The organism is Bradyrhizobium sp. USDA 4452 (genome assembly GCF_054063575.1).
Genome location: NZ_JBSSGK010000001.1, coordinates 313072 through 333500 on the forward strand (window position 1 = coordinate 313072; position 20429 = coordinate 333500).

18 protein-coding genes and 1 pseudogene are annotated in these 20429 nt (G+C 64.4%); 8 read left to right on the plus strand and 11 right to left on the minus strand.

Annotated elements, in window-relative coordinates; genetic code table 11:
- The first annotated feature begins 47 nt into the window (after window positions 1-47).
- Window positions 48-2591, plus strand: a complete 2544-nt coding sequence (locus tag ACVISU_RS01650; protein ID WP_456705773.1) for a flavin-containing monooxygenase — start codon at window positions 48-50, stop codon at window positions 2589-2591.
- A gap of 148 nt (window positions 2592-2739) precedes the next feature.
- Here ACVISU_RS01650 and ACVISU_RS01655 read toward each other — a convergent pair whose 3' ends face one another.
- Both ACVISU_RS01655 and cysK read right to left on the minus strand, forming a co-directional pair.
- Window positions 2740-2979, minus strand: a complete 240-nt coding sequence (locus tag ACVISU_RS01655) for a BrnA antitoxin family protein (RefSeq protein ID WP_050400483.1) — start codon at window positions 2977-2979, stop codon at window positions 2740-2742.
- Window positions 2980-2997: 18 nt separating this feature from the next.
- Window positions 2998-3973, minus strand: a pseudogene (cysK, locus tag ACVISU_RS01660) (cysteine synthase A).
- A 227-nt stretch (window positions 3974-4200) separates the two neighbouring features.
- On the opposite strand from cysK, the gene ACVISU_RS01665 reads away from it, so the two are divergent.
- Window positions 4201-4416 (plus strand): hypothetical protein, encoded by a 216-nt coding sequence (locus tag ACVISU_RS01665; protein WP_050400485.1) that lies wholly within the window; start codon window positions 4201-4203, stop codon window positions 4414-4416.
- Between the two features lie 10 nt (window positions 4417-4426).
- On the opposite strand, the gene tgt is transcribed toward ACVISU_RS01665, so the two are convergent.
- The gene (gene tgt / locus ACVISU_RS01670) at window positions 4427-5560 is read right to left on the minus strand and encodes a tRNA guanosine(34) transglycosylase Tgt (protein WP_456705774.1); all 1134 of its coding nucleotides are present in this window, start codon (window positions 5558-5560) and stop codon (window positions 4427-4429) included.
- A gap of 253 nt (window positions 5561-5813) precedes the next feature.
- Here tgt and ACVISU_RS01675 point away from each other — a divergent pair, with 253 nt between their 5' ends.
- The 4 genes from ACVISU_RS01675 (at window position 5814) to ACVISU_RS01690 (ending at window position 9992) form a co-directional block, all read left to right on the plus strand.
- On the plus strand, window positions 5814-6947 hold the full coding sequence (locus tag ACVISU_RS01675; RefSeq protein ID WP_456705775.1) for a patatin-like phospholipase family protein: 1134 nt from the start codon (window positions 5814-5816) through the stop codon (window positions 6945-6947).
- A gap of 97 nt (window positions 6948-7044) precedes the next feature.
- On the plus strand, window positions 7045-7794 hold the full coding sequence (locus ACVISU_RS01680; protein ID WP_456705776.1) for a TetR/AcrR family transcriptional regulator: 750 nt from the start codon (window positions 7045-7047) through the stop codon (window positions 7792-7794).
- 307 nt (window positions 7795-8101) lie between these two features.
- Window positions 8102-8704 carry a PepSY domain-containing protein gene (locus ACVISU_RS01685; protein WP_456705777.1) on the plus strand — a complete coding sequence of 201 codons (603 nt, stop codon included), beginning with the start codon at window positions 8102-8104 and terminating at the stop codon, window positions 8702-8704.
- A gap of 250 nt (window positions 8705-8954) precedes the next feature.
- On the plus strand, window positions 8955-9992 hold the full coding sequence (locus tag ACVISU_RS01690) for an aspartate-semialdehyde dehydrogenase (protein ID WP_456705778.1): 1038 nt from the start codon (window positions 8955-8957) through the stop codon (window positions 9990-9992).
- Window positions 9993-10043: 51 nt separating this feature from the next.
- Here ACVISU_RS01690 and queA read toward each other — a convergent pair whose 3' ends face one another.
- The 5 genes from queA to coaD all read right to left on the minus strand — a co-directional run bounded on the left by queA (window position 10044) and on the right by coaD (window position 13181).
- The gene (gene queA / locus ACVISU_RS01695; protein ID WP_050400490.1) at window positions 10044-11120 is read right to left on the minus strand and encodes a tRNA preQ1(34) S-adenosylmethionine ribosyltransferase-isomerase QueA; all 1077 of its coding nucleotides are present in this window, start codon (window positions 11118-11120) and stop codon (window positions 10044-10046) included.
- A 65-nt stretch (window positions 11121-11185) separates the two neighbouring features.
- Window positions 11186-11650, minus strand: coding sequence for a peptidylprolyl isomerase (locus ACVISU_RS01700; RefSeq protein ID WP_016846097.1), 465 nt, complete (start codon window positions 11648-11650; stop codon window positions 11186-11188).
- Window positions 11626-12066: a hypothetical protein gene (locus ACVISU_RS01705; protein ID WP_456705779.1), complete on the minus strand. Its 441-nt coding sequence runs from the start codon at window positions 12064-12066 to the stop codon at window positions 11626-11628. Before ACVISU_RS01705 ends, ACVISU_RS01700 begins: the two co-directional genes overlap by 25 nt.
- A gap of 6 nt (window positions 12067-12072) precedes the next feature.
- Entirely contained in the window at window positions 12073-12636 is a 564-nt protein-coding gene (locus ACVISU_RS01710) for a peptidylprolyl isomerase (RefSeq protein ID WP_050400492.1), read from the minus strand.
- Between the two features lie 47 nt (window positions 12637-12683).
- On the minus strand, window positions 12684-13181 hold the full coding sequence (gene coaD, locus ACVISU_RS01715) for a pantetheine-phosphate adenylyltransferase (protein ID WP_050630580.1): 498 nt from the start codon (window positions 13179-13181) through the stop codon (window positions 12684-12686).
- Between the two features lie 266 nt (window positions 13182-13447).
- On the opposite strand from coaD, the gene ACVISU_RS01720 reads away from it, so the two are divergent.
- Both ACVISU_RS01720 and ACVISU_RS01725 read left to right on the plus strand, forming a co-directional pair.
- A complete protein-coding gene (locus ACVISU_RS01720) occupies window positions 13448-13705 on the plus strand; it encodes a hypothetical protein (RefSeq protein ID WP_456705780.1) in 258 nt (85 codons plus the stop codon).
- A gap of 328 nt (window positions 13706-14033) precedes the next feature.
- Window positions 14034-15932, plus strand: coding sequence for a potassium transporter Kup (locus tag ACVISU_RS01725; protein WP_050400627.1), 1899 nt, complete (start codon window positions 14034-14036; stop codon window positions 15930-15932).
- 120 nt (window positions 15933-16052) lie between these two features.
- Here the strand turns inward: ACVISU_RS01725 and gyrA are convergent, their stop codons facing one another.
- From gyrA to ACVISU_RS01740, 3 genes are all read right to left on the minus strand, one after another.
- On the minus strand, window positions 16053-18779 hold the full coding sequence (gene gyrA, locus ACVISU_RS01730; protein ID WP_456705781.1) for a DNA gyrase subunit A: 2727 nt from the start codon (window positions 18777-18779) through the stop codon (window positions 16053-16055).
- A 212-nt stretch (window positions 18780-18991) separates the two neighbouring features.
- On the minus strand, window positions 18992-19390 hold the full coding sequence (locus tag ACVISU_RS01735; protein ID WP_456705782.1) for a DUF2306 domain-containing protein: 399 nt from the start codon (window positions 19388-19390) through the stop codon (window positions 18992-18994).
- Between the two features lie 256 nt (window positions 19391-19646).
- Window positions 19647-20138 (minus strand): single-stranded DNA-binding protein, encoded by a 492-nt coding sequence (locus ACVISU_RS01740; RefSeq protein ID WP_021081257.1) that lies wholly within the window; start codon window positions 20136-20138, stop codon window positions 19647-19649.
- Between the last annotated feature and the right edge of the window lie 291 nt (window positions 20139-20429).

The window sequence follows — 20429 nt, forward strand, 5'->3', positions numbered from 1 at the left end:
CGGTCACCAAGGAAAACCTAGGGCCAAGTCACATGGAGGATACGCCAATGGAGTTGCATTACGACGTCGTTGTGGTGGGCGCGGGCTTTGCTGGTTTGTACGCAGCGCACAAGATGCGCAATCAGCTGGGGCTCGCCGTTCAAGGCTTCGAGGCGGCTGGCGGAGTTGGCGGCACCTGGTGGTGGAACCGATATCCGGGTGCGCGTTGCGACTTCGAATCGGTGCACTACAGCTACTCGTTTTCCGCGGATTTGCAGCGCGAATGGGAGTGGTCGGAGCGATTTGCAGGCCAGCCGGAAATCCTCGCATATCTGGAATGGGTGGCTGACAGGCTGGACGTCCGTCGCGTGTTCCGATTCAACACGCGCGTGACCTCAACGACGTGGGACGACAAGGCCGGGCGCTGGACGGTTTGTACCGACGACGGCGCGTCCTGCACGGCGCGCTTCGTGGTGTCATGCGTTGGAGGCCTTTCCGTCGCCAAGGAACCGGAGTTCGCCGGCTCGGAGACATTCAAAGGCGAGCTCTATCGGACAAGTAATTGGCCCCACGAGCCCGTCGACTTCACGGGCAAGCGGGTCGCAGTGATCGGCACCGGCTCGACGGGCATTCAGGTCATCCAGGAGATTGCGAAGCAGGCAGCGGAACTGACCGTTTTTCAGCGGACGCCCAATTTCGCCGCTCCCTTAGGCAACGCACCGGTTCCTCCCGCACAAAGACGATGGAATGCAGAGCATCATGCGGAGCTGCGGGCCGGCTCGCGCCAGCACATGATCGGCGTACCCTACGAGCCGCCCAGCGGTCCCGCTCTGGCGACGACACCGGACGAGCGGCGCAGGATATGCGATAAGTATTGGGATCGCGGCGGCTTTCGGCTGCTCGTCTCGACATTCAGCGATGTCATTTTCAATCAGGAAGCCAACGAGGCGATCGCGGGGTATATCCGCGAGCGCATCCGCGAACGTGTACGCGATCCGGCGACGGCGGCGCTGCTCTGTCCGACTGATCATCCCTATGCGTCGAAGCGTCCGCCCTTCGAGAGCGGCTATTACGAGGCCTTCAATCTCCCGCACGTCCACCTGGTCGACGTGCGTTCCGCGCCGATCGAGGCGATTACGCCCACCGGAATCAGAACGTCGGAAAAATCTTACGAGTTCGACGTGATCATCCTTGCAACCGGCTTCGATGTCTTCACCCGGCCGCTGTTGAATCTCGGTGTGACCGGACGTGACGGATTGAAGCTCGAAGACCGTTGGGCGAAGGGACCCACAAGCTATCTGGGAATCCAGATCGCTGGTTTTCCGAACCTCTTCCTCATAAACGGCCCCAAGAGCGCAGTCGCGCTCTACAACGTGCCATTGGCGACCGAGGACAACGTCGACTTTGTCGCTGCGGCCATCGCCCGTCTGGCGGCCGATAAGATCGCGACACTCGAGGCGACAGCGGAAGCCGAAGAAGCCTGGGGGCGCCTGTGCGAAGGCATTCTCAACCTGACCGTCATCCCGCGCGCCAAAGGCTCTTGGTACATGGGCGAAAATATCCCGGGCAAGGCAAGGGCAGCCTATTTCTTTGCGGGTGGAGCCCCCCTGTACCGCGCGATCTGTGCCGAGATCGCCCATGCCGATTATGGCGGGTTCGCTCTCGACCGTGTGTCGGTGCCGATCCCCCCAATGGTCAAACTCGATCCGGCTGCGGCCCTGCTTCTGGGCTCCATGCTGGCGCGTGGCATGAAACCCCTCGATGAACTCAGTCTCGATGAAATGCGAGCGGTGGCGGAGTCGCTGAAGGAGTTGCAACTGCCGGGGCCAGCGATGCGAGTCGAAACCATCGAAGCGCCACGTGCTCGAATCTACGTTCCAGACCGCGAGGGTCCGTTGCCGGTGATCGTATTCTATCACGGCGGCGGCTGGATTGCAGGGTCGCTCGATCTGGCCGACGCACCCTGCCGGCAGATGGCCCAAGAAATTGGCGCGATCGTCGTCTCCGCGCACTATCGGCTCGCACCGGAACATCCCTTCCCGGCTGCGACCGATGACACGTTCACGGCACTCTGCTGGGCGCGAAAGCATGTTGCCGAATACGGCGGCGATCCCGACCGAATCGTCGTCATGGGCGAGAGCGCCGGTGCGAATCTGGCTGCGGTTGCCGCGATCCGCGCACGCGACGCCGGTCTGCCGCTCGCCGGGCAAGTCCTGATCTATCCGCCGATTGACCCGGATGCGTGCACGCCATCCCGGACGGAATTCGCAGACGGGCCCTTCCTGAATCGGGCCGCCGGCGAAAAGATGTGGGCGGCTTACTTGAGCGGCGCCGAGGTTACCGCGCTCGCCGTGCCATCACGGGCTGCCACCCTTGCGGGCCTGGCACCCGCTCTGGTCTTGACACTTGAGCTCGACGCCATTCGCGATGAAGCCGAGGATTATGCTAAAGCCATGGCTTCGGCCGGGGTACCCGTGCGATTGCGTCGCCTCGACGGCTTGTTTCACGGTGTCTTCAACATGGGCGGCTTCATTCCCCGGGTTCGAGAGATGCACGATTTGATCGCAGAGTTTGTGGCCAATTGCTGCGAACAGGTAACCGAAGCGGCATAGTCGCGCCTGACCTAACGGCGAGGGCCCGGTACCGTGGGCCCTCAGCCTCATCCAGGCGTAGCGACCGTCATCCGCCCCTTGGGCGGCTTTGAATTCCACACTTTGGCTGGGGGCCCGGGGATCGTCCCGGACTGCCTTCTCAGAAGCGTTACTTCCCGGCGGCCTTGCGCAGCGCCGCGTTGATGCGGTCCTGCCAGCCGGGACCGCCCTCCTGGAAATATTCCAGCACGTCCTGATCGATCCGCAGCGTGACCTGCTCACGGACGCCGGGGACGGCCACCGTCTTCGGCACCGCGTCCGCGACCTTGGTGGTGGCGCGCTTGAACGCCGCCTCGGCTTCGCTACGGGCATCGTTCAGGGTTCGCGGGCGCCTAGGCTGATCGGCCATGTCGTGGATTCCTGTGTATCAAATTCCTTCAAACAACGCTGTCGACAGATAGCGCTCCGAGAACGACGGCACAATCGCCAGGATCGTCTTGCCCGCAGCTTCCGGTCGCTTGCCGATCTGCAACGCGGCCGCGATCGCGGCACCCGACGAAATGCCGCCGGGAATGCCTTCGTTGCGCGCCAGCGCGCGCGACGTCTCGATCGCGGTCGCGCTGTTGATCTTGACGATCTCGTCGATCACCGAGCGGTCGAGGATGTCAGGGATGAAGCCGGCGCCGATGCCCTGGATCTTGTGCGGTGTATGCTGGCCGCCCGACAGCACCGGGCTCTCCTCCGGCTCCACCGCGACCACGCGCAGCGACGGCTTGCGCGGCTTCAGCACCTGACCGACGCCGGTGATGGTGCCGCCGGTGCCGACGCCGGCGACGAAATAGTCGATGTTGCCGCCCGGTGTCGTTCCAGATTTCCTCCGCCGTGGTGCGGCGATGGATTTCCGGGTTGGCGAGATTCTTGAACTGCTGTGGCATCACCGCGTTGGGCGTCGTGCGCACGAGCTCTTCCGCGGTCGCGATCGAGCCCTTCATGCCCTGCGCGGCGGGGGTCAGCACGATCTCTGCGCCGAGGAACGCGAGCATCCGCCGCCGCTCGATCGACATCGATTCCGGCATCACGAGCTTCAGCCGATAGCCGCGTGACGCCGCAACATAGGCAAGCGCAATCCCGGTGTTGCCCGAGGTCGGCTCGATCAGCACGGTGTCGGCGTTGATGATGCCGGCTTTCTCCATCGCCACGATCATTGCCGCGCCAATGCGGTCCTTCACGCTGGCCGCCGGGTTGAAATATTCCAGCTTGGCGAGGATCGTCGCAGTGACCCCGCTTGCCTGCGGCAGCCTGCGCAGCCGCACGATCGGCGTCGAGCCGATCGCATCGACGATGGATTCAAAGACGCGGCCGCGTCCGGGTTGCACTGCACTCGTTGTCGACGGCGCGTCCATCAAGCGGCTCCTGTTGCGGATATGCTGGAAATATGCGGTCTTCTCTCATTAGAAGCAGCGCATCATAACGCGCAAGTGAGAAACCGCCGAGGCGCCAATTCGTTGCATCGCAAAATAAGAACCTACGCAAATAACGTAAAACCTACGTATTTGTGTTGCGACAAGGTCAAACAAGTGCGTCTATATACTTTCGTCAGGTGCAGCTCAGAACGCAAAGGGAGGCGCACATGCCAGCACTTGCTGAAGTCCGGTCGACCGCAGCGTCCAGGCCCGATCCGCGCGGCAGCGATCTGCCGACCTGTCCGGTGTGTGCTGACTCCATGGTAGCGGCGGAAGCGTCCGCGTATCTGTTCGACAATTTGATCAGCTATCTCTGGACCTGCGACAATTGCGGTTACGGGTTCGTGACCAAGCACACGGTGAAACCGATCGTGTGCAACTGATCACTCAAGCTCACCTCGGAGCGATGTCACCGCGCGCCCAACCGGCGCGCGTTCTCATTTTGAATTCCTCGAACGTGCCGGTTGCGACCGCGTCGCGGATGCCCTGCATCAGTTCCTGGTAGTAGGCGACGTTGATTTCGGACAGCAGCATTGCCCCAAGTGTTTCGCCAGCACGCACCAGATGGTGCAGATAGGCGCGCGAAGTACTGCGCGCCGCCGGCCATGTGCTCTCCTCATCGAGCGGACGCGGATCGTCGATGTGCCGGGCGTTGCGCAAGTTGATCTGCCCGAACCGGGTGAACGCCATGCCGTGACGTCCGTTCCGTGTCGGCATCACACAGTCGAACATGTCGACGCCGCGCTCCACTGCCTCCAGAATGTCCTCCGGCGTGCCGACGCCCATCAGGTAACGCGGCCGATCGGACGGCAGCACCGGCGCGGTCTCCTCGATCATCGACAGCATCACCGCCTGAGGCTCGCCGACCGCCAGCCCGCCGATCGCGTAGCCGTGAAAGCCGACCTCGGTCAGCCCGCGGGCGCTGGCGTGGCGAAGATCGGGGATGTCGCCGCCCTGGACGATGCCGAACAGCATGTAGCCGTCCGGCGCGCTCTCGAAGGCACGCTTGGAGCGTTCGGCCCAGCGCAGCGACAGCTGCATCGCGCGCTCGATGTCGGCGCGCTCGGCCGGCAACCGGACGCACTCGTCCATCTGCATCGCGATGTCGGAGCCGAGCAGCCGTTGCACTTCGATCGAGCGCTCCGGCGACAGCTCGACCTTGGCGCCGTCGATATGCGAGCGGAAGGTCACGGCTTTCTCGGTCACCTTGCGCAGCTCGGAGAGCGACATCACCTGGAAGCCTCCGGAATCCGTCAGCATCGGGCCGCCCCAGCCGGTAAAGCGCTGCAGGCCGCCAAGCCCTGCGATCCGCTCCGCGCCCGGCCGCAGCATCAAGTGATAGGTGTTGCCGAGCACGATATCGGCGCCGGCATCGCGCACCTCGCGCCAATGCATGCCTTTCATCGCGCCCGCGGTACCGACCGGCATGAATGCAGGCGTCCGGACGAGGCCATGCGGCGTGGTCAAGCGCCCGGTGCGGGCGGCGCCGTCAGTGGCCAGCAATTCGAAATGATTGGGAAGAGTCATGCGGCTGCTTATTGCGTGTCGCCGAAGCCCGATCAACCCGTCGGGTAACGGTCTTCGCGCGACTTCGTGAACGCCAACGATCGGACGGATGCTTGCCGAGGGACAGTCCTTCCGCTAAACAAAACGAAACGGTATCGTTTTATGTCAAGAATAAGGCGACGGGTCTTCCCGCCGCGACTGCGATCTGCGCGAAACCTCACCGGCCGAGATGTTCCCACCCTTCAGCGCCCGGCCTGACGGCGTCCGCCATCGGATGACACCCGTTCATGCGATCCGGCAAGCGGGGCTGCTGTGCGGGCTGGCTTTCGCGCTGGCGGCCTGCAGCTCGCTGCCGCGGATGCCCTACACGGCTGCCGACGCCGCCAATTCGCGGGTGCTCGATCTCGACGGGCTGCGCCGCTACGCCGACGAGCCGGCGTCCAAATTCCGGCTCGAGAAGAATACCGTTGCCCCGATCAAGACCTATCTCGCCCTCTCCGGCGGCGGCGCCGATGGGGCCTATGGCGTCGGTGTCCTCAACGGCTGGACCGCGGCCGGCAACCGCCCGAGCTTCTCGGTCGTTTCCGGTGTCAGCACCGGCGGGCTGATCGCGCCCTTTGCATTTCTTGGCTCGCGCTACGACGACACGCTGAAGGAGGTCTACACATCGGGCATCGCAGAAAGCCTGCTGCAGGATCCGAGCCTGATGGGGGTGTTGTTCGGCTCCGGCCTGTTCGGCAACAAGCGGCTGCGCGAGCTGGTGGCGCGGTACGTCGACCAGGACATCCTGAGCGAGGTGGCGCGCGAAAACGCCAGGGGCCGAAAGCTCCTGATCGTCACCACCGATCTCGACACCCAGCGCACGGTAATCTGGGACATGGGGCGGATCGCCTCCGTCGGAACGCCGGAGGCGCTGCAGCTGTTTCGCGACGTGATGGCAGCCTCCGCCAGTATCCCGCTGGTGTTTCCGCCGATCATGATCGACGCCGAAGGCCAGGGCCGCCGCTTCCAGGAGATGCATGTCGACGGCGGCGTCACGGCGCCGGTCCTGACGCTGCCTGACGCATTGCTGTTCCGCGAGCGTGCCTGGCCCGCCAACGGCCGCATGGACATCTACATCCTGGTCAACAAGAAGCTGGAGGGCAATTTCGAGCTGGTGTCGAACTCGACGATCGACGTTGCTTCGCGCAGCATCTCCGCGATCACCCAGGCGCAGACGCGCTCGGTCATTCTCTCGACCTATGATTTCGCCCGCCGCAACCGGCTGGGCTTCCATCTGTCCTACATCGAGCGCGACTATCCTGCGCCGGAAACCCAGGGCTTCGATACCGCTTATATGCGCGCGCTCTACCAGCACGGCTACGAGAAGGCGGCCGCAGGGCAGGCCTGGACCGCGACGCCGCCCTAAAGCGGGCCCGCTCCCGGTACCGCCGAATGGACGAATCCGCATTGCGCGGGTTATAGACCGGACAGACCCGCCCGGTGCAAACGAGATGAATGGGCAAATGGGATTAACGGCAACCAAGGCCAAGATAGCCAGCAAGGCGGCCAAACGCGGCGTGATCAAGTCACGCGGCGGCCGGCCGACCCGGGACGCTGCGATCGAGCGCGACCAGCGGCTGATCGAGGTCGCCACGCGCCTGTTCCTCGAGCGCGGCTTCGATGCGACCTCGATCGACGCCGTGGCCGAGGCCGCCCGCGTCAGCAAGCCCACCGTCTACGGACAGTATGGCGACAAGCGCGGCCTGTTCACCGCGGTGCTCCGGCGCGAAATCGCCCGCTGGCTCGCCCCGCTCGCCGCCGCGGCGGCCGAAGCGCAGGCCGCTGGCAGCTGCGACGGTTCGGTCGAGGAACGGCTGATCGAGCTCGGGCGCCAGTTGCTGGTGCTGAACTGCAGCGCGGACTCGATCGCCTTCAGCCGGATCCTGACCGCGCAGGCGATCAATTTCCCCGAGGTGGCGAAGCTCGCCGTCGATGAAGGCTGGTCGAAAGCCGTGTCGACGACGGCGGGTTTCTTCGACCATCTGGTCGACAAGGGCGCGCTCGACCTCGAAGACACCACGATCGCGGCCGAGACCTTCCTCAACATGGTGGTCGGCCACACCCACCGGATGGCGACGTTCGGGATTCCGATCGACATGAAGGCCGCCGTGACGCGGATGGAAGTCTCGATCCGGCTGTTCCTCGCCGGTGCCGTGGGACCGCGGGACCGGCTGCGCGACGCCGCCAAGGCCCGTCGCCGGCCGGCGCGCTGACCGTTTGTAGGATCGTTTCGCCGGCTTACACGTTGCCGTGATGAGACTTGAATAAACAGAACGAAACCGTATTGTTTAGTTGCAAAGAGACGCCGAACCTAAATCAGCCCCCCTAGGGTTTTGCGTCGCCTTGTAACTTCGACCGTCATGACGGAGCTGCCGCCATCGCTCCGCCTGAACGTTCGGCGGCCGACCTTTGACTAATATAAGGTCGGCCGCACCTTTCTCGGCCCGCCCCGTCGCTCGGCGAACGCGGGCCATGCGCGTGCAGATGTTCAATGCAGGTTCGACGATGAGGACAGGACGATTGCGCGCACCGAGGCATTGGGCATTGGGAACGTGGCTGCTTGCAGCCGCGCTGCCGGCCCTGCCCTTGGCATCCCCGGCTCATGCGATCACGAGTTCGGCTGCCGCCGCGCTCACCCCGCTAGACAGCGACAGCGCGCTCGACGCGCATGCGGTTCGCCGCGAGCTCGACAGCTTCCAGTCCGCCCAGGTCTCGCTGCGCAAGGCGATGGCGATTGCAGAGGCGCTGCACGCAGGCTCGATCACCGCCGATATCAGCTTCGACGGCGCGTCGGACCCCGCGGTCTATCGGGTCAAGACCATGCAGCAGAACCTCATCTGGCAGCATGCGATCGATGCCTCGACGGGCCAAGTGGTCGGCGGCGAGCCGCCTTCGCCGCTCGCCTCCCTCGGTGCTGAAGACCGCGACAACCTCGTCGTGCTCAGGGCGCTCCGGCATCGGCTCGCCGATGCGGTGCGTGTCGCCGAGCACACCACCTCGGGGAAGGCGATCAGCGGCGGCTTGATGCGCGAACGCGGCAAGCTCAATTTCGTCATCGTGGTGCTGACGGGCAGCGACCTGAAAGAGGTGATCCTCGAGCCGCCCGGCGTCCGCAAGCGCTGAGGGCGTCTCAGGGCTTGCCTGGTTCTCCCTCGCCAAGTTTTCGCCCAAAAGCCGTTGACGGACGCCGATCTCTGCCGCATAAGTCCGCACCATGATCACCGCGACCAAACGCACCACCAAAACCACCAAGCCCTCTGGGGCCTCGGGAGGCGTGCGCGCGTAGTCGGTCGTACAGCATCATCTCTACCCGAAGCCCCGCCTGATGAAAGGTCCGGGGCTTTTTTGTTGCCTGCGTCATGCTCAAACTCGAATGGAGGACAAAGTGAGTAACGATCCCGTCGTCGCAATTGTCGGCGTCACCGGCGCAGTCGGCGCCGAATTCATCGCCACCATGGACAAGCGCGGCTTTCGTGTCGGCAAGCTGAAGGCGCTGGCGAGCGCCCGCTCGGCCGGCAAGACCGTCAGCTTCCTCGGCAAGCCGGTTGTGATCGAGGAACTGACCGAGCGCGCCTTCGAGGGCGTCGACATCGCGCTGTTTTCGGCCGGCAGCGGCATCTCCAGGAAGTTCGCACCCGTTGCCGTGAAGTCCGGCGCCGTCGTGGTCGACAATTCCTCGGCTTTCCGGATGGATCCGAACGTGCCGCTGGTGATCCCCGAGATCAACGCCAGGCGCATCCGCGACCACAAGGGCATCATCGCCAACCCGAACTGCGCCGCCATCACCGCGCTGGTGCCGCTGTGGCCGATCCACCAGAAGAACCGCATCAAGCGCGTGATCATCTCGACCTACCAGGCCGCGAGCGGCGCAGGAGCTGCCGCGATGGAAGAGCTCGTCGAATCCACCCGCGCCAATCTCAACGGACAGGTCTACACCCCGAAGGTGATGCCGCACCCCTACGCCTTCAACCTGTTCAACCACAACACGGCTGTCGATCCGGAGACCGGCTACAACGACGAAGAGACCAAGGTCATCAAGGAGACCCACAAGATATTCGAGGACGACAAGATCGCGGTCGGCGTCACCTGCGTGCGGGTGCCGGTGCTGCGCGCGCATTGCGAGGCGATCACCTTCGAATGCGAGAAGCCGATCACCGAGGACCAGGTGCGCGCGATCATGGCGCAGGCGCCGGGCGTCAAGATCGTCGACGATCGTGCCAAGAACTACTTCCCGATGCCGATCGATGCGTCCGGCCAGGACGATGTGCTGGTGGGCCGCATCCGCAAGGATCTCAGCGACCCCAGCGGGCACTCGATCTCGATGTTCGTCGCGGCCGATCAGCTGCTCAAGGGTGCCGCGCTGAACGCGGTGCAGATCGCCGAGCTGCTGCCCGAACGCGCGATGGCGTGAGAAAGATGGACTGCGCAGTTCGTAGGGTGGGTTAGCGAAGCGTGACCCACCCTACGCCTTTGGCCGGAACAGCAAACACGCATCGCCATACGAATAGAACCGATAGCCGTCGCTGATCGCGTGCGCGTAGGCACGCTGCATCGTCTCGAGGCCGGAGAAGGCCGAGACCAGCATGAACAGCGTCGAACGCGGCAGATGGAAGTTCGTCAGCAGGATATCGACCGCGCGGAAGCGATAGCCCGGCGTGATGAAGATCGAGGTTTCCGCCGCAAACGGCTGAATGGTGCCGTCGGCATCGGCAGCACTCTCCAGCAGCCGCAGCGACGTGGTGCCGATCGCGACGATCCGGCCGCCCTTTGCGCGCGCTGTGTTCAAGGCAGCAGCGGTCTCGGCGGTGATGCAGCCCCATTCGGCGTGCATCCTGTGCTCCGAGGTTTCGTCCACCTTGACCGGCAGGAACGTCCCTGCCCCGACATGCAGCGTCAGGCGATGCAACGCGACGCCGCGGCTCTTCAGCGTGGCTTCCAGCGCCGGCGTGAAATGCAGCCCGGCCGTCGGTGCAGCGACCGCGCCCTCATTGGCGGCGAACATGGTCTGGTAGTCGCTGACGTCCTTCTCGTCGGGCGTGCGCTTGGAGGCGATGTAGGGCGGCAGCGGCGTGGCGCCGACATCGGCGATGGCCTGGTCGAGCACCGGACCATGGAACGAGAACGACAGCGTCACCTCGCCCTCCTGCCCCTTCGCCTCGACCTCCGCATCGAGATTGCCGAGCAGGCAGACCTTGCCCTCATTGCCGAAGCGGATGGTGTCGCCGGGCGCAAGCTTCTTCGCCGGCTTCACCAGCGCCTGCCAGCGCGAGCCGTCGAGCCGCTTGATCAGCGTCGCCTCGATCTTCGGCTCGGTCTCGCGCCCGATCCGGCGGCCCTTGAGCTGAGCCGCGATCACCTTGGTGTCGTTGACCACGATCTGATCGCCCGCCTCCAGCCAATGCGGCAGGTCGGCGATGGTGGCGTCGCGCAGCACACCGTCCGGATGCACCACCAGCATCCGCGCGGAATCGCGCGGGCTCGCGGGGCGAAGCGCGATGCTTTCGGGCGGCAGCTCGAAGTCGAAGAGATCGGTGCGCATGGTTCAATGCTGTCATTCCGGGTTCGTCGCTTCACGACGCCCCGGAATGACGATGGTTCAAAAAATCAGGCCGCGTCGGCGGCCATGCGCGCCTTGACGATCTTGTCCGGATCCTTCACCGGCTCGCCGCGCTTGATCTTGTCGACGTTCTCCATGCCCTCGGTGACCTTGCCCCAGACCGTGTACTGGCCGTTGAGGAACGAGGCGTCGTCGAAGCAGATGAAGAACTGGCTGTCGCCGGAATCCGGATTGGCGGCGCGGGCCATCGAGGCGGTGCCGCGGACATGCGGCTCCTTGTTGAACTCGGCCTTCAGCTTCTTGCCGGAGCCGCCCATGCCGGTGCCCTGCGGGCAGCCGGTCTGCGCCATGAAGCCGTCGATCACGCGGTGGAACACGATGCCGTCATAGAAGCCTTCCCGCACCAGCTCCTTGATCCGCGCGACGTGGCCGGGAGCGAGATCCGGGCGCATCTCGATCGTGACCGGGCCCTGGGTGGTTTCAAGGATCAGAGTATTTTCGGTAGCAGCCATGCTCGCTTCTCCTGGCTTCGGGGTGGATATTTCTTGTTCCGGAACGGGATCGCGAATGGACGGCCCGCAACCGCGCCGCCCAGGCTCTCGGTAAATGGCATCGGCGTGCAGCGTTGCAACGCCTCCATCACCGCGACCCGGTACGCGATCCGGTCGTCGTCGGTCGCCTCCTGCGATTCGTAGCTGATCCTGGGATGCCCAAGGATCGCGCCTTCACGGTTGAAGCTGACGATGACGGTAATGTCGATCGGGCCAGCCTTGTCCGCCGGCGGCGGCCGCCAGCAGCGATGGATCGCCAGAACAACGTCCCGGATCGTATTGAGTTGCTCCGGCTCCGCGGCCGCCGATCCGGCCAGCGCGAGCCACAGCACCAGCGGCGCGGCGAACCAGGCAAATGGCTTGCTGCGCGCTGCCATCGCCGGTCACTTGATGTCGGATGCGACCTGCACCTTCACCATCTTGTCGGGATCGGTGACGGCGCCGCCGGGCGAACCGGCCGACGCCTTCTTCAGCTTGTCGACCACGTCCATGCCCGACACCACCTCGCCGACCACGGTGTACTGGCCGTTGAGGCTCGATCCGTCGGCGAACATGATGAAGAACTGCGAATTGGCGCTGTCGACAGAGTCGCCACGCCGGGCCATGCCGACGATGCCGCGCTTGAACGGGACCTGCGAGAATTCCTGCTTCAGGTTCGGATATTTCGAGCCGCCGGTGCCGTTGAAGTTCTGGCCGTCGCCGGTCTGCGCCATGAAGCCGTCCATCACGCGATGGAACGGCACGTTGTTGTAGAAGCCCTCGCGCGCCAGCTGCTTGATGCGCTCGGCGTGCTGGGGCGCAATGTCGGTGCGCAGCTTGATGACGATGCGGCCCTTGGTGGTGTCGATCACGATCGCATTGGCCTTGTCGAGATTGGCAGGCAGCGGCTGCGCGACCGCGGGCACGGCAAAGAGCAGCGCGGCAACGAATGCAAGAATGCGGATCATGGAAACTCCGGATCTCTGGACGTTCTGGGTGTAGCAGGCCGCCGGCATCAGCCGGCGAACTTGGCCTTCAGGCTAGCGGCGACTGATGACGGCACGAATGCAGAGAAGTCACCGCCCATCTGGGCGATTTGGCGCACCAGTGTGGCGGTGATCGGGCGGACCGCGACCGACGCCGGAACGAACACGGTATGCACCTCGGGCGCCATCGCCTCGTTCATGCCGGCCAGCTGCATCTCGTAGTCGAGATCGGTGCCGTCGCGCAGGCCGCGAATCATCAGCGTGGCCTTGGCCGCGCGCGCCGCCGCGACCGTGAGGTTGTCATAGGTCGCGCTCTCGAAGGCGCAGCCCGCCTTCTGGGCGATGGGACCGAACACCTCGTGGACCATGGCCAGCCGCTCCTCGGTGGAGAACAGCGGCTTCTTGCCGGGATGGACGCCGATGGCGACGATCAGGCGGTCACAGAGAAAGACAGCCTGTCTCACCACGTCCAGATGGCCGTTGGTGACGGGATCGAAGGAGCCGGGGTAGATCGCGATACGGGACATCGTCCCTCCTAACCCGCCCCGCTCGCCCCGGCAAGCCGCCCGGGTTCCACCCTTCGAACGAAATAAATCTCTCCTCGTCCAGTGAACGAGTTCTGGGATGCCAGCGTCTATGTGGGTGAAGTTTCGTCGGCCACTGGCGGATGAAACAAAACCGGCCCGCGATGAAACCATTTTCCACGCTGGCGAAGACGCCAGGAAACGGGCGGCCGGTAGACGTTAGACAACGAAACGACGGGCCCCGGGGGCCCGATCATATGGGGACCGTCATGATCAAGGCATTTTCCGCCATCGCCGTTGCCGCGTTCATTGCCGCCGCGCTGACCGTTCTGCCGGGCTTTGCGCCGCAGGTCGAAGCTTCCACCCCGCAGCCGCTGGCCAAGAGCGATCGCCTGGACATCCATCCGGTCGGCAAGGATTGCTCCCAGCAGGCCTGGCCGAACTTCGAGGCCTCCTGCCTGCGCAGCGCCGGCAACAAGACCGCGGTTCGCGAAGCCCGCCTCGTCACCGCCGACCGCACCCCGTAGGTGATTTGAGGACATTCGGCTCTGGTCCAAGCCTGGCACGGGTCCAGGCGCAGACGGCCAATCCCGACAAGCTGCATGGGCGTTGCCAAATATCGAAAACAACCCCATGCAAAGTAGCTGCCCATCGCAGCAACGCAAAGCGATCGCCTTGCCGCTCCGCCGCGATCGAACCGGAAACCGGCCCGTCAGTTCGGTGTAAGCTCGATCCGTCACACAAAACCCAATGGTAATTTGCGACGTCCCGTCGCAGACTATCGTCTAACGTGCCCGACCGGATGACCCGGCGGGCGCAAGCCATCAGGGGATTGCCGTGACCAGTACGCCCGCGATCGTTTCTTCCGGCCATCCTCCGAGCAGCCCGATTCCGGTGGCCGTCACGCTCGGAGCCCTCGGCGTCGTCTATGGCGACATCGGCACCAGCCCGCTCTACGCCTTGAAGGAAGCCGCCAAGGCCGCCGCCCATGGCGGGCCGCTCAGCCAAACTGCGGTGCTGGGCACGGTCTCGCTGATCCTGTGGGCGCTGATCCTCATCATTTCAGTCAAATACGCGATGCTGATCCTGCGCGCGGACAACCGCGGTGAAGGCGGCATCGTCGCCCTGCTGGCGCTGCTCTCGGCACGCAACGCGGCACCCGGCACCTGGCGTGCCCATCTTCTGGTCGTCGGCCTCATCGGCGCAGCCCTGCTCTATGGCGACGGCGCGATCACGCCGGCCATTTCCGTGCTTTCGGCGATCGAAGGCCTCAAGGTCGACGCGCCTTCGCTGACGCCGGCGGTGGTGCCGCTCACCGTCGTGATCCTGATCGGCCTGTTCTTCATGCAGAAGCAGGGCACGGGCTTCATCGGAAAGATCTTCGGCCCGGTGATGCTGTTCTGGTTCGCCGTGCTGGCAGCGCTCGGCATTCACGGCATCGTCAAGGCGCCCGGCGTGCTGGTTGCACTGAGCCCGTTCTATGCGTTCGATTTCCTGATCCATCAGGATTTCCACGTCAGCTTCGCCATCCTCGGCGCTGCGTTCCTCGCCGTCACCGGCGGTGAGGCCATGTATGCCGACATGGGGCATTTCGGCCGCTTTCCGATCCGGCTCGCCTGGTTCGCGATCTGCCTGCCCGCGCTGGTGCTGAACTATTTCGGCCAGGCGGGCGAGCTGATCAACAATCCAAGCTCGATCGACAACCCTTTCTTTCAGCTCGCTCCCGACTGGGCGCATTACCCGCTCGTCCTGCTCGCGACCGTTGCCACCGTGATCGCCTCGCAGGCCATCATCTCGGGCGTGTTCTCGCTGACCCAGCAGTCGATCCAGCTCGGCTTCCTGCCGCGGATGCATATCCAGCACACCACGAGCGATGCGATCGGACAGATCTACGTGCCGCTGGTGAACTGGTTGCTCGCGGCCGCGACGCTCGGGGCTGTGCTGGCGTTCGGCACTTCGGATGCACTCGCCGGCGCTTACGGCATCGCCGTGTCGCTGTTGATGGCGATCACCACGCTGCTCGCGGCGCTGGTCGCGATCCAGTGGGGCTATTCGCCGATCCTCGTGGTCGCGGTGAACGGCTTCTTCTTCATCATCGACGCGATCTTCTTTGCGGCGAACACCGAGAAACTGTTCGAAGGCGGCTGGTTCCCGCTGCTGCTTGCGGCCGCGGTGGCGTTCCTGATGCTGACCTGGCGCGGCGGCGTCAAGCTGGTCGAAAAGGCGCGCGCCAAGCTGCGCCAGCCGGAAGAGGACCTGATCGAGACCGCGGTCAACAAGTGCAGCGCGCGCCTGCCCGGCACCGCGGTATTCCTCGCCTCGGCCCCCAATGGCGTGCCGCTGGCGCTCACCCAGTTCGTCAAGCACAATCACGTGCTGCATGAGCGCGTGCTGCTCGTCACCGTGCAGATCGAGGAGCGGCCGAGGATTCCCGACGAGGAACGCGCCGACGTTCACGAGATCAGCCCGGGCATCACCCGAATCATCCTGCACTACGGCTTCATGCAGTATCCGACGATCTACGAAGGGCTGCAGCTGGCCTGCCGGCAGGGCAAGCTGCCCGGCATCGATCTTTCAGACGTGACTTACTACATCGGCCGCGAGACCATCATCCCGCGCGAGGACGTTCCGGGCATGTGGGTGTGGCGGGAATCGCTGTTCGCCTTCCTGCAGCGCAACGCCGAGCGGTCGGCCGCGTTCTTCGGCGTGCCGAGCGGCCAAGTCGTGGAGTTCGGCACCGAGATCGAGATTTAGCCTTGCGGCCCGGATGAGCGAAGCGTAATCCGGGACGCTCAGCGACGCGTTGCCGGCCCCGGCTTTCGCTGCGCTGCATCTGGGCTTCCGGGTTACCTGGCTTGGGCCGTTACGGCGGCGCTAGCCGCCGTTGCCGTTCTCGCCGTTTTCCTCTTCCGGGATGTGCTCGACCGAGACCACGTGCTCGTCCTCGGCGGTGTCGAACACGATCACACCCTGGGTCGAGCGGCCGGCGACGCGGATGTCGGCCACCGGGCAGCGGATCAGCTGGCCCTTGTCGGTGACCAGCATGATCTGGTCGGCGTCCTCGACCGGGAACGAGGCCACCAGATTGCCGTTGCGGTTGTTGACGCTCATCGCGACGATGCCTTTGCCGCCGCGGCCGGTGGTGCGGTACTCGTAGGACGAGGTCCGCTTGCCGTAGCCGTTGACCGAGACGGTGAGCACCACCTGCTCGGCCGCCGACAGCTCGGCGTAACGCTCCTGCGACAGCTGGATCGCGTTCGTCGTCTCCTCGCCCTCGGCATCCGCCGGCTCTTCGCTTGCGGCCTCGCCGGCCACCGCACGGCGCATCTTCAGGTAGGCGGAGCGTTCGTCCGAGGTGGTCTCGACATGGCGCAGGATCGCCAGCGAGATCAGCTTGTCGGCTTCGGCGAGCGCAATGCCGCGGACGCCCATCGAGGTGCGGCCGGTGAAGACGCGCACGTCGGTGACCGGGAAGCGGATGCACTGCCCGCCGGCGGCGGTCAGCAGCACGTCGTCGCGCTCGGTGCAGATCTGCACGTCGACGATCGCCTCGCCTTCGCCGAGCTTCATGGCGATGATGCCGGAGCGACGGACGTCGACGAAATCGGACAGCTTGTTGCGGCGAACGGTGCCGCTGGTGGTCGCGAACATCACGTCGAGATTGCTCCAGGAGGATTCATCCTCCGGCAGCGGCATGATCGTGGTGATGCGCTCGCCCGGCTCCAGCGGCAGGATGTTGATCAGCGCCTTGCCGCGCGCGTTGGGAGCGGCCATCGGCAGCCGCCAGACCTTCTCCTTGTAGACCTGTCCGCGCGACGAGAAGAACAGCACCGGGGTGTGGGTCGAGGCCACGAACAGCCGCGAGACGAAATCCTCGTCGCGGGTCTGCATGCCGGCGCGGCCCTTGCCGCCGCGACGCTGCGCCCGGTAGGTCGACAGCGGCACGCGCTTGACGTAGCCCGCATGCGACACGGTGACGACCATGTCCTCGCGCTGGATCAGGTCCTCATCCTCGACCTCGCCCTCCTGCTCGATGATCACGGTCTTGCGCGCCGTCGCGAACTGCTGCTTGACCTCGGCAAGCTCGGTCTTGACGATGCCTTGCACGCGGGCACGCGAGCGCAGGATGTCGAGATAGTCGGCGATCTCGGCCGCGAGCTTGTCGAGCTCGTCGGAAATTTCGTCCCGCCCCAGTGCGGTCAGGCGCTGCAGCCGGAGATCGAGGATGGCCCTGGCCTGCTCCATCGACAGCCGGAGCGTGCCGTCTTCGTTGATGCGATGCCGGGGATCGTCGATCAGCGTGATCATGGCCTCGACGTCGCGTGCCGGCCAGTCGCGCGACATCAGCGCCTCGCGTGCGGTGTTCGGATCGGGCGAGGTTCGGATCACGCGGATGATCTCATCGATGTTGGCGACCGCGATCGCGAGGCCGACCAGGATGTGGGCGCGATCACGGGCCTTGCCGAGCAGGAACTTGGTCCGCCGAGTCACCACCTGCTCGCGGAACGCGACGAAGATGGTGAGCAGGTCCTTCAGATTCATCGTCTGCGGACGGCCGGAATCCAGCGCCAGCATGTTGGCCGGGAAGTTCGTCTGCAGCGGCGTGAACCGGTAGAGCTGGTTCAGCACCACGTCGGGAACCGCTTCGCGCTTCAGCTCGATGACGACGCGATAGCCGTCACGGTCGGACTCGTCGCGCAGGTCCCCGATACCCTCGATCTTCTTCTCTTTGACGAGCTCGGCGATGCGCTCGACCATCGTCGCCTTGTTCACCTGATAGGGAATCTCGGTGATGATGATCGCTTCGCGATCCTTCCGGATGGTGTCGATCGTGACCTTGCCGCGCATCACGATGGAGCCGCGGCCGAGATGGTAGGCAGAGCGGATGCCCTGGCGGCCGAGGATGACGCCGCCAGTCGGGAAGTCAGGACCTGGAATGATGTCGATCAGCTCGTCAATCGTGAGCGAGGGATTGTCGATCAGCGCCACGCAGGCGTCGACGACCTCGCCGAGATTGTGCGGCGGGATATTGGTCGCCATGCCGACGGCGATGCCGCCGGCGCCGTTGACCAGCAGGTTCGGGAACCGGGCCGGCAGAACCGACGGCTCCTTCTCGGAGTTGTCATAGTTCGGCTGGAAATCGACGGTCTCCATGTCGATGTCGGCCAGAACGGCGAGTGCCGCCTTGGTCAGCCGCGCCTCGGTATATCGATAGGCAGCCGGCGGATCGCCGTCGACCGAACCGAAATTGCCCTGGCCGTCGATCAGCGGCACGCGCAGCGAGAAATCCTGCGCCATGCGGACCATCGCGTCGTAAATCGACTGGTCGCCATGCGGGTGATATTTACCGATCACGTCACCGACGACGCGCGCGGACTTGACGTATTTCTTGTCCGGCGTGTGTCCCTGCTCATGCATCGAATAGAGGATGCGCCGGTGCACCGGCTTGAGCCCGTCGCGCGCATCGGGCAGCGCACGCGACACGATCACGCTCATCGCGTAATCGAGGTAGGACTTCTTCATCTCGTCGAGAATGGAAACGGGACGAATATCTGAGGGCCCCGGCGGCTCGCCGGGCTTGTGGTCGTCGTTATCGGACAAAGGGGAAATCCGGTCAGTTCTGCTGGGGAATCATATAGCCCATCGGGGGCCTGATAACCACCCTTGCGTGGCTCCGGAAAGCCGTTTTTCCCTTCGTTTTTTCATGCACTTACCGGCCGCATCGCAGGTTTGCGGCGCGCCCGCATTGCCCTGCGGTAGCGAGGTCGCAAAGACCTGGTGGAACCGGCCTTCGCACAGCCCTGATCGTCCGATCACTGGCCGAAAATCACCGCGTGCATGATCCGCCCGGGCACAAAGGTAAAGAGACCGGCAATGACCAGCGCGCCAAAGAAAATGCCGATCATCGTGAACTTATGGCGGCGAACGTTGTGACTCCGCGCGGCCGCGACACCGAGCACCAGCATGATCAGCGCCAAGATCGACAGCAGATGGATCGGGCTCCACGGGCCCACCAGCCGAATCTGATGGATCCAGAACGAGCTCCCGGCGACCACCAACATCAGGATCACCCAGATCCGGCCCAGCGTCCGGTGCGGCAGCGTGCCCTTCGGTGCGGCGAGCTGGATCGAGCCGAGCACGAAAGCGGCCATCGCGGCAAAGGCGTGGAGCGGGATCGCAGGCGCAGCGTCGAGCAATGGCGCGAGGCTCATGATGGCAGCCCTCGAATGAAGCTCGCGGCCAGACGTCGCTCGCCGCAGGCGAATGTAAATATCATTTACATCAGCCTGTGTCAAAGTCTAGGGAACCTGAGCTGATTGTCCCTAGATGCGCGAGATCCTGCAGTCGTTTATCGGAATACCCTCATAATCCACACAAGGAAGCTGCCACGGCAAATTGCAACGCCGCTCCGCGAAATGATCTTCACGGAACGGCATCCAATTGAACAGTGGGGAGCGCGCCCCGTCGTCAGAACGGGATGTCGTCGTCCATGTCGCTGTTGCGGCTGCCGCCGCCGGCGGCGACCGCACGGCGCGGCGCCGAGCTGACCGGACCGGACGAGCCGAAATCGCTGCCGCCATCATCGGAGAAGCTGCCGCCTCCACCGCCGCGCCCGTCGAGCATGGTGAGGTTGGAGTTGAAGCCCTGCAGCACGACCTCGGTCGAGTACTTCTCGACGCCACTCTGGTCGGTCCATTTGCGGGTCTGCAATTGACCCTCGATGTACACCTTGGCGCCCTTCTTCAGATACTGCTCGGCGACCTTGCAGAGGCCTTCGTTGAAGATCACCACGCGGTGCCACTCGGTCTTTTCCTTGCGCTCGCCGGTGCCCTTGTCGCGCCAGGTTTCCGAGGTCGCGATGGAAAGATTGGCGATCGGACGGCCGTCCTGCGTCCGCCGGATTTCCGGATCCTTGCCGAGGTTTCCAACCAGGATCACCTTGTTCACGCTTCCCGCCATCGCATCATCTCCGCTCAAAACCGGGCGCCGGACATCGGCCGCCACTCTCAACCTTCGCCACTTACCTTGCAGGCGTCGTGGAAGACCCTATACGACGGCGCCGGCTCGCTGCCGTTGCCGTTGCGCGGTTTATCCACGGATATCGAGATATAGCATCGCCGCCGGGATTGTTCCAGTTTTGTTCGCCACAACCAGCCGTAGAAGCGGCCGATACCGATCGAGCGGCAGCCTGTTTAGATCCGGGCCGCCTGCTCCGCTCCATTAGAACGAAAAACAAGCCATAAATCAGTG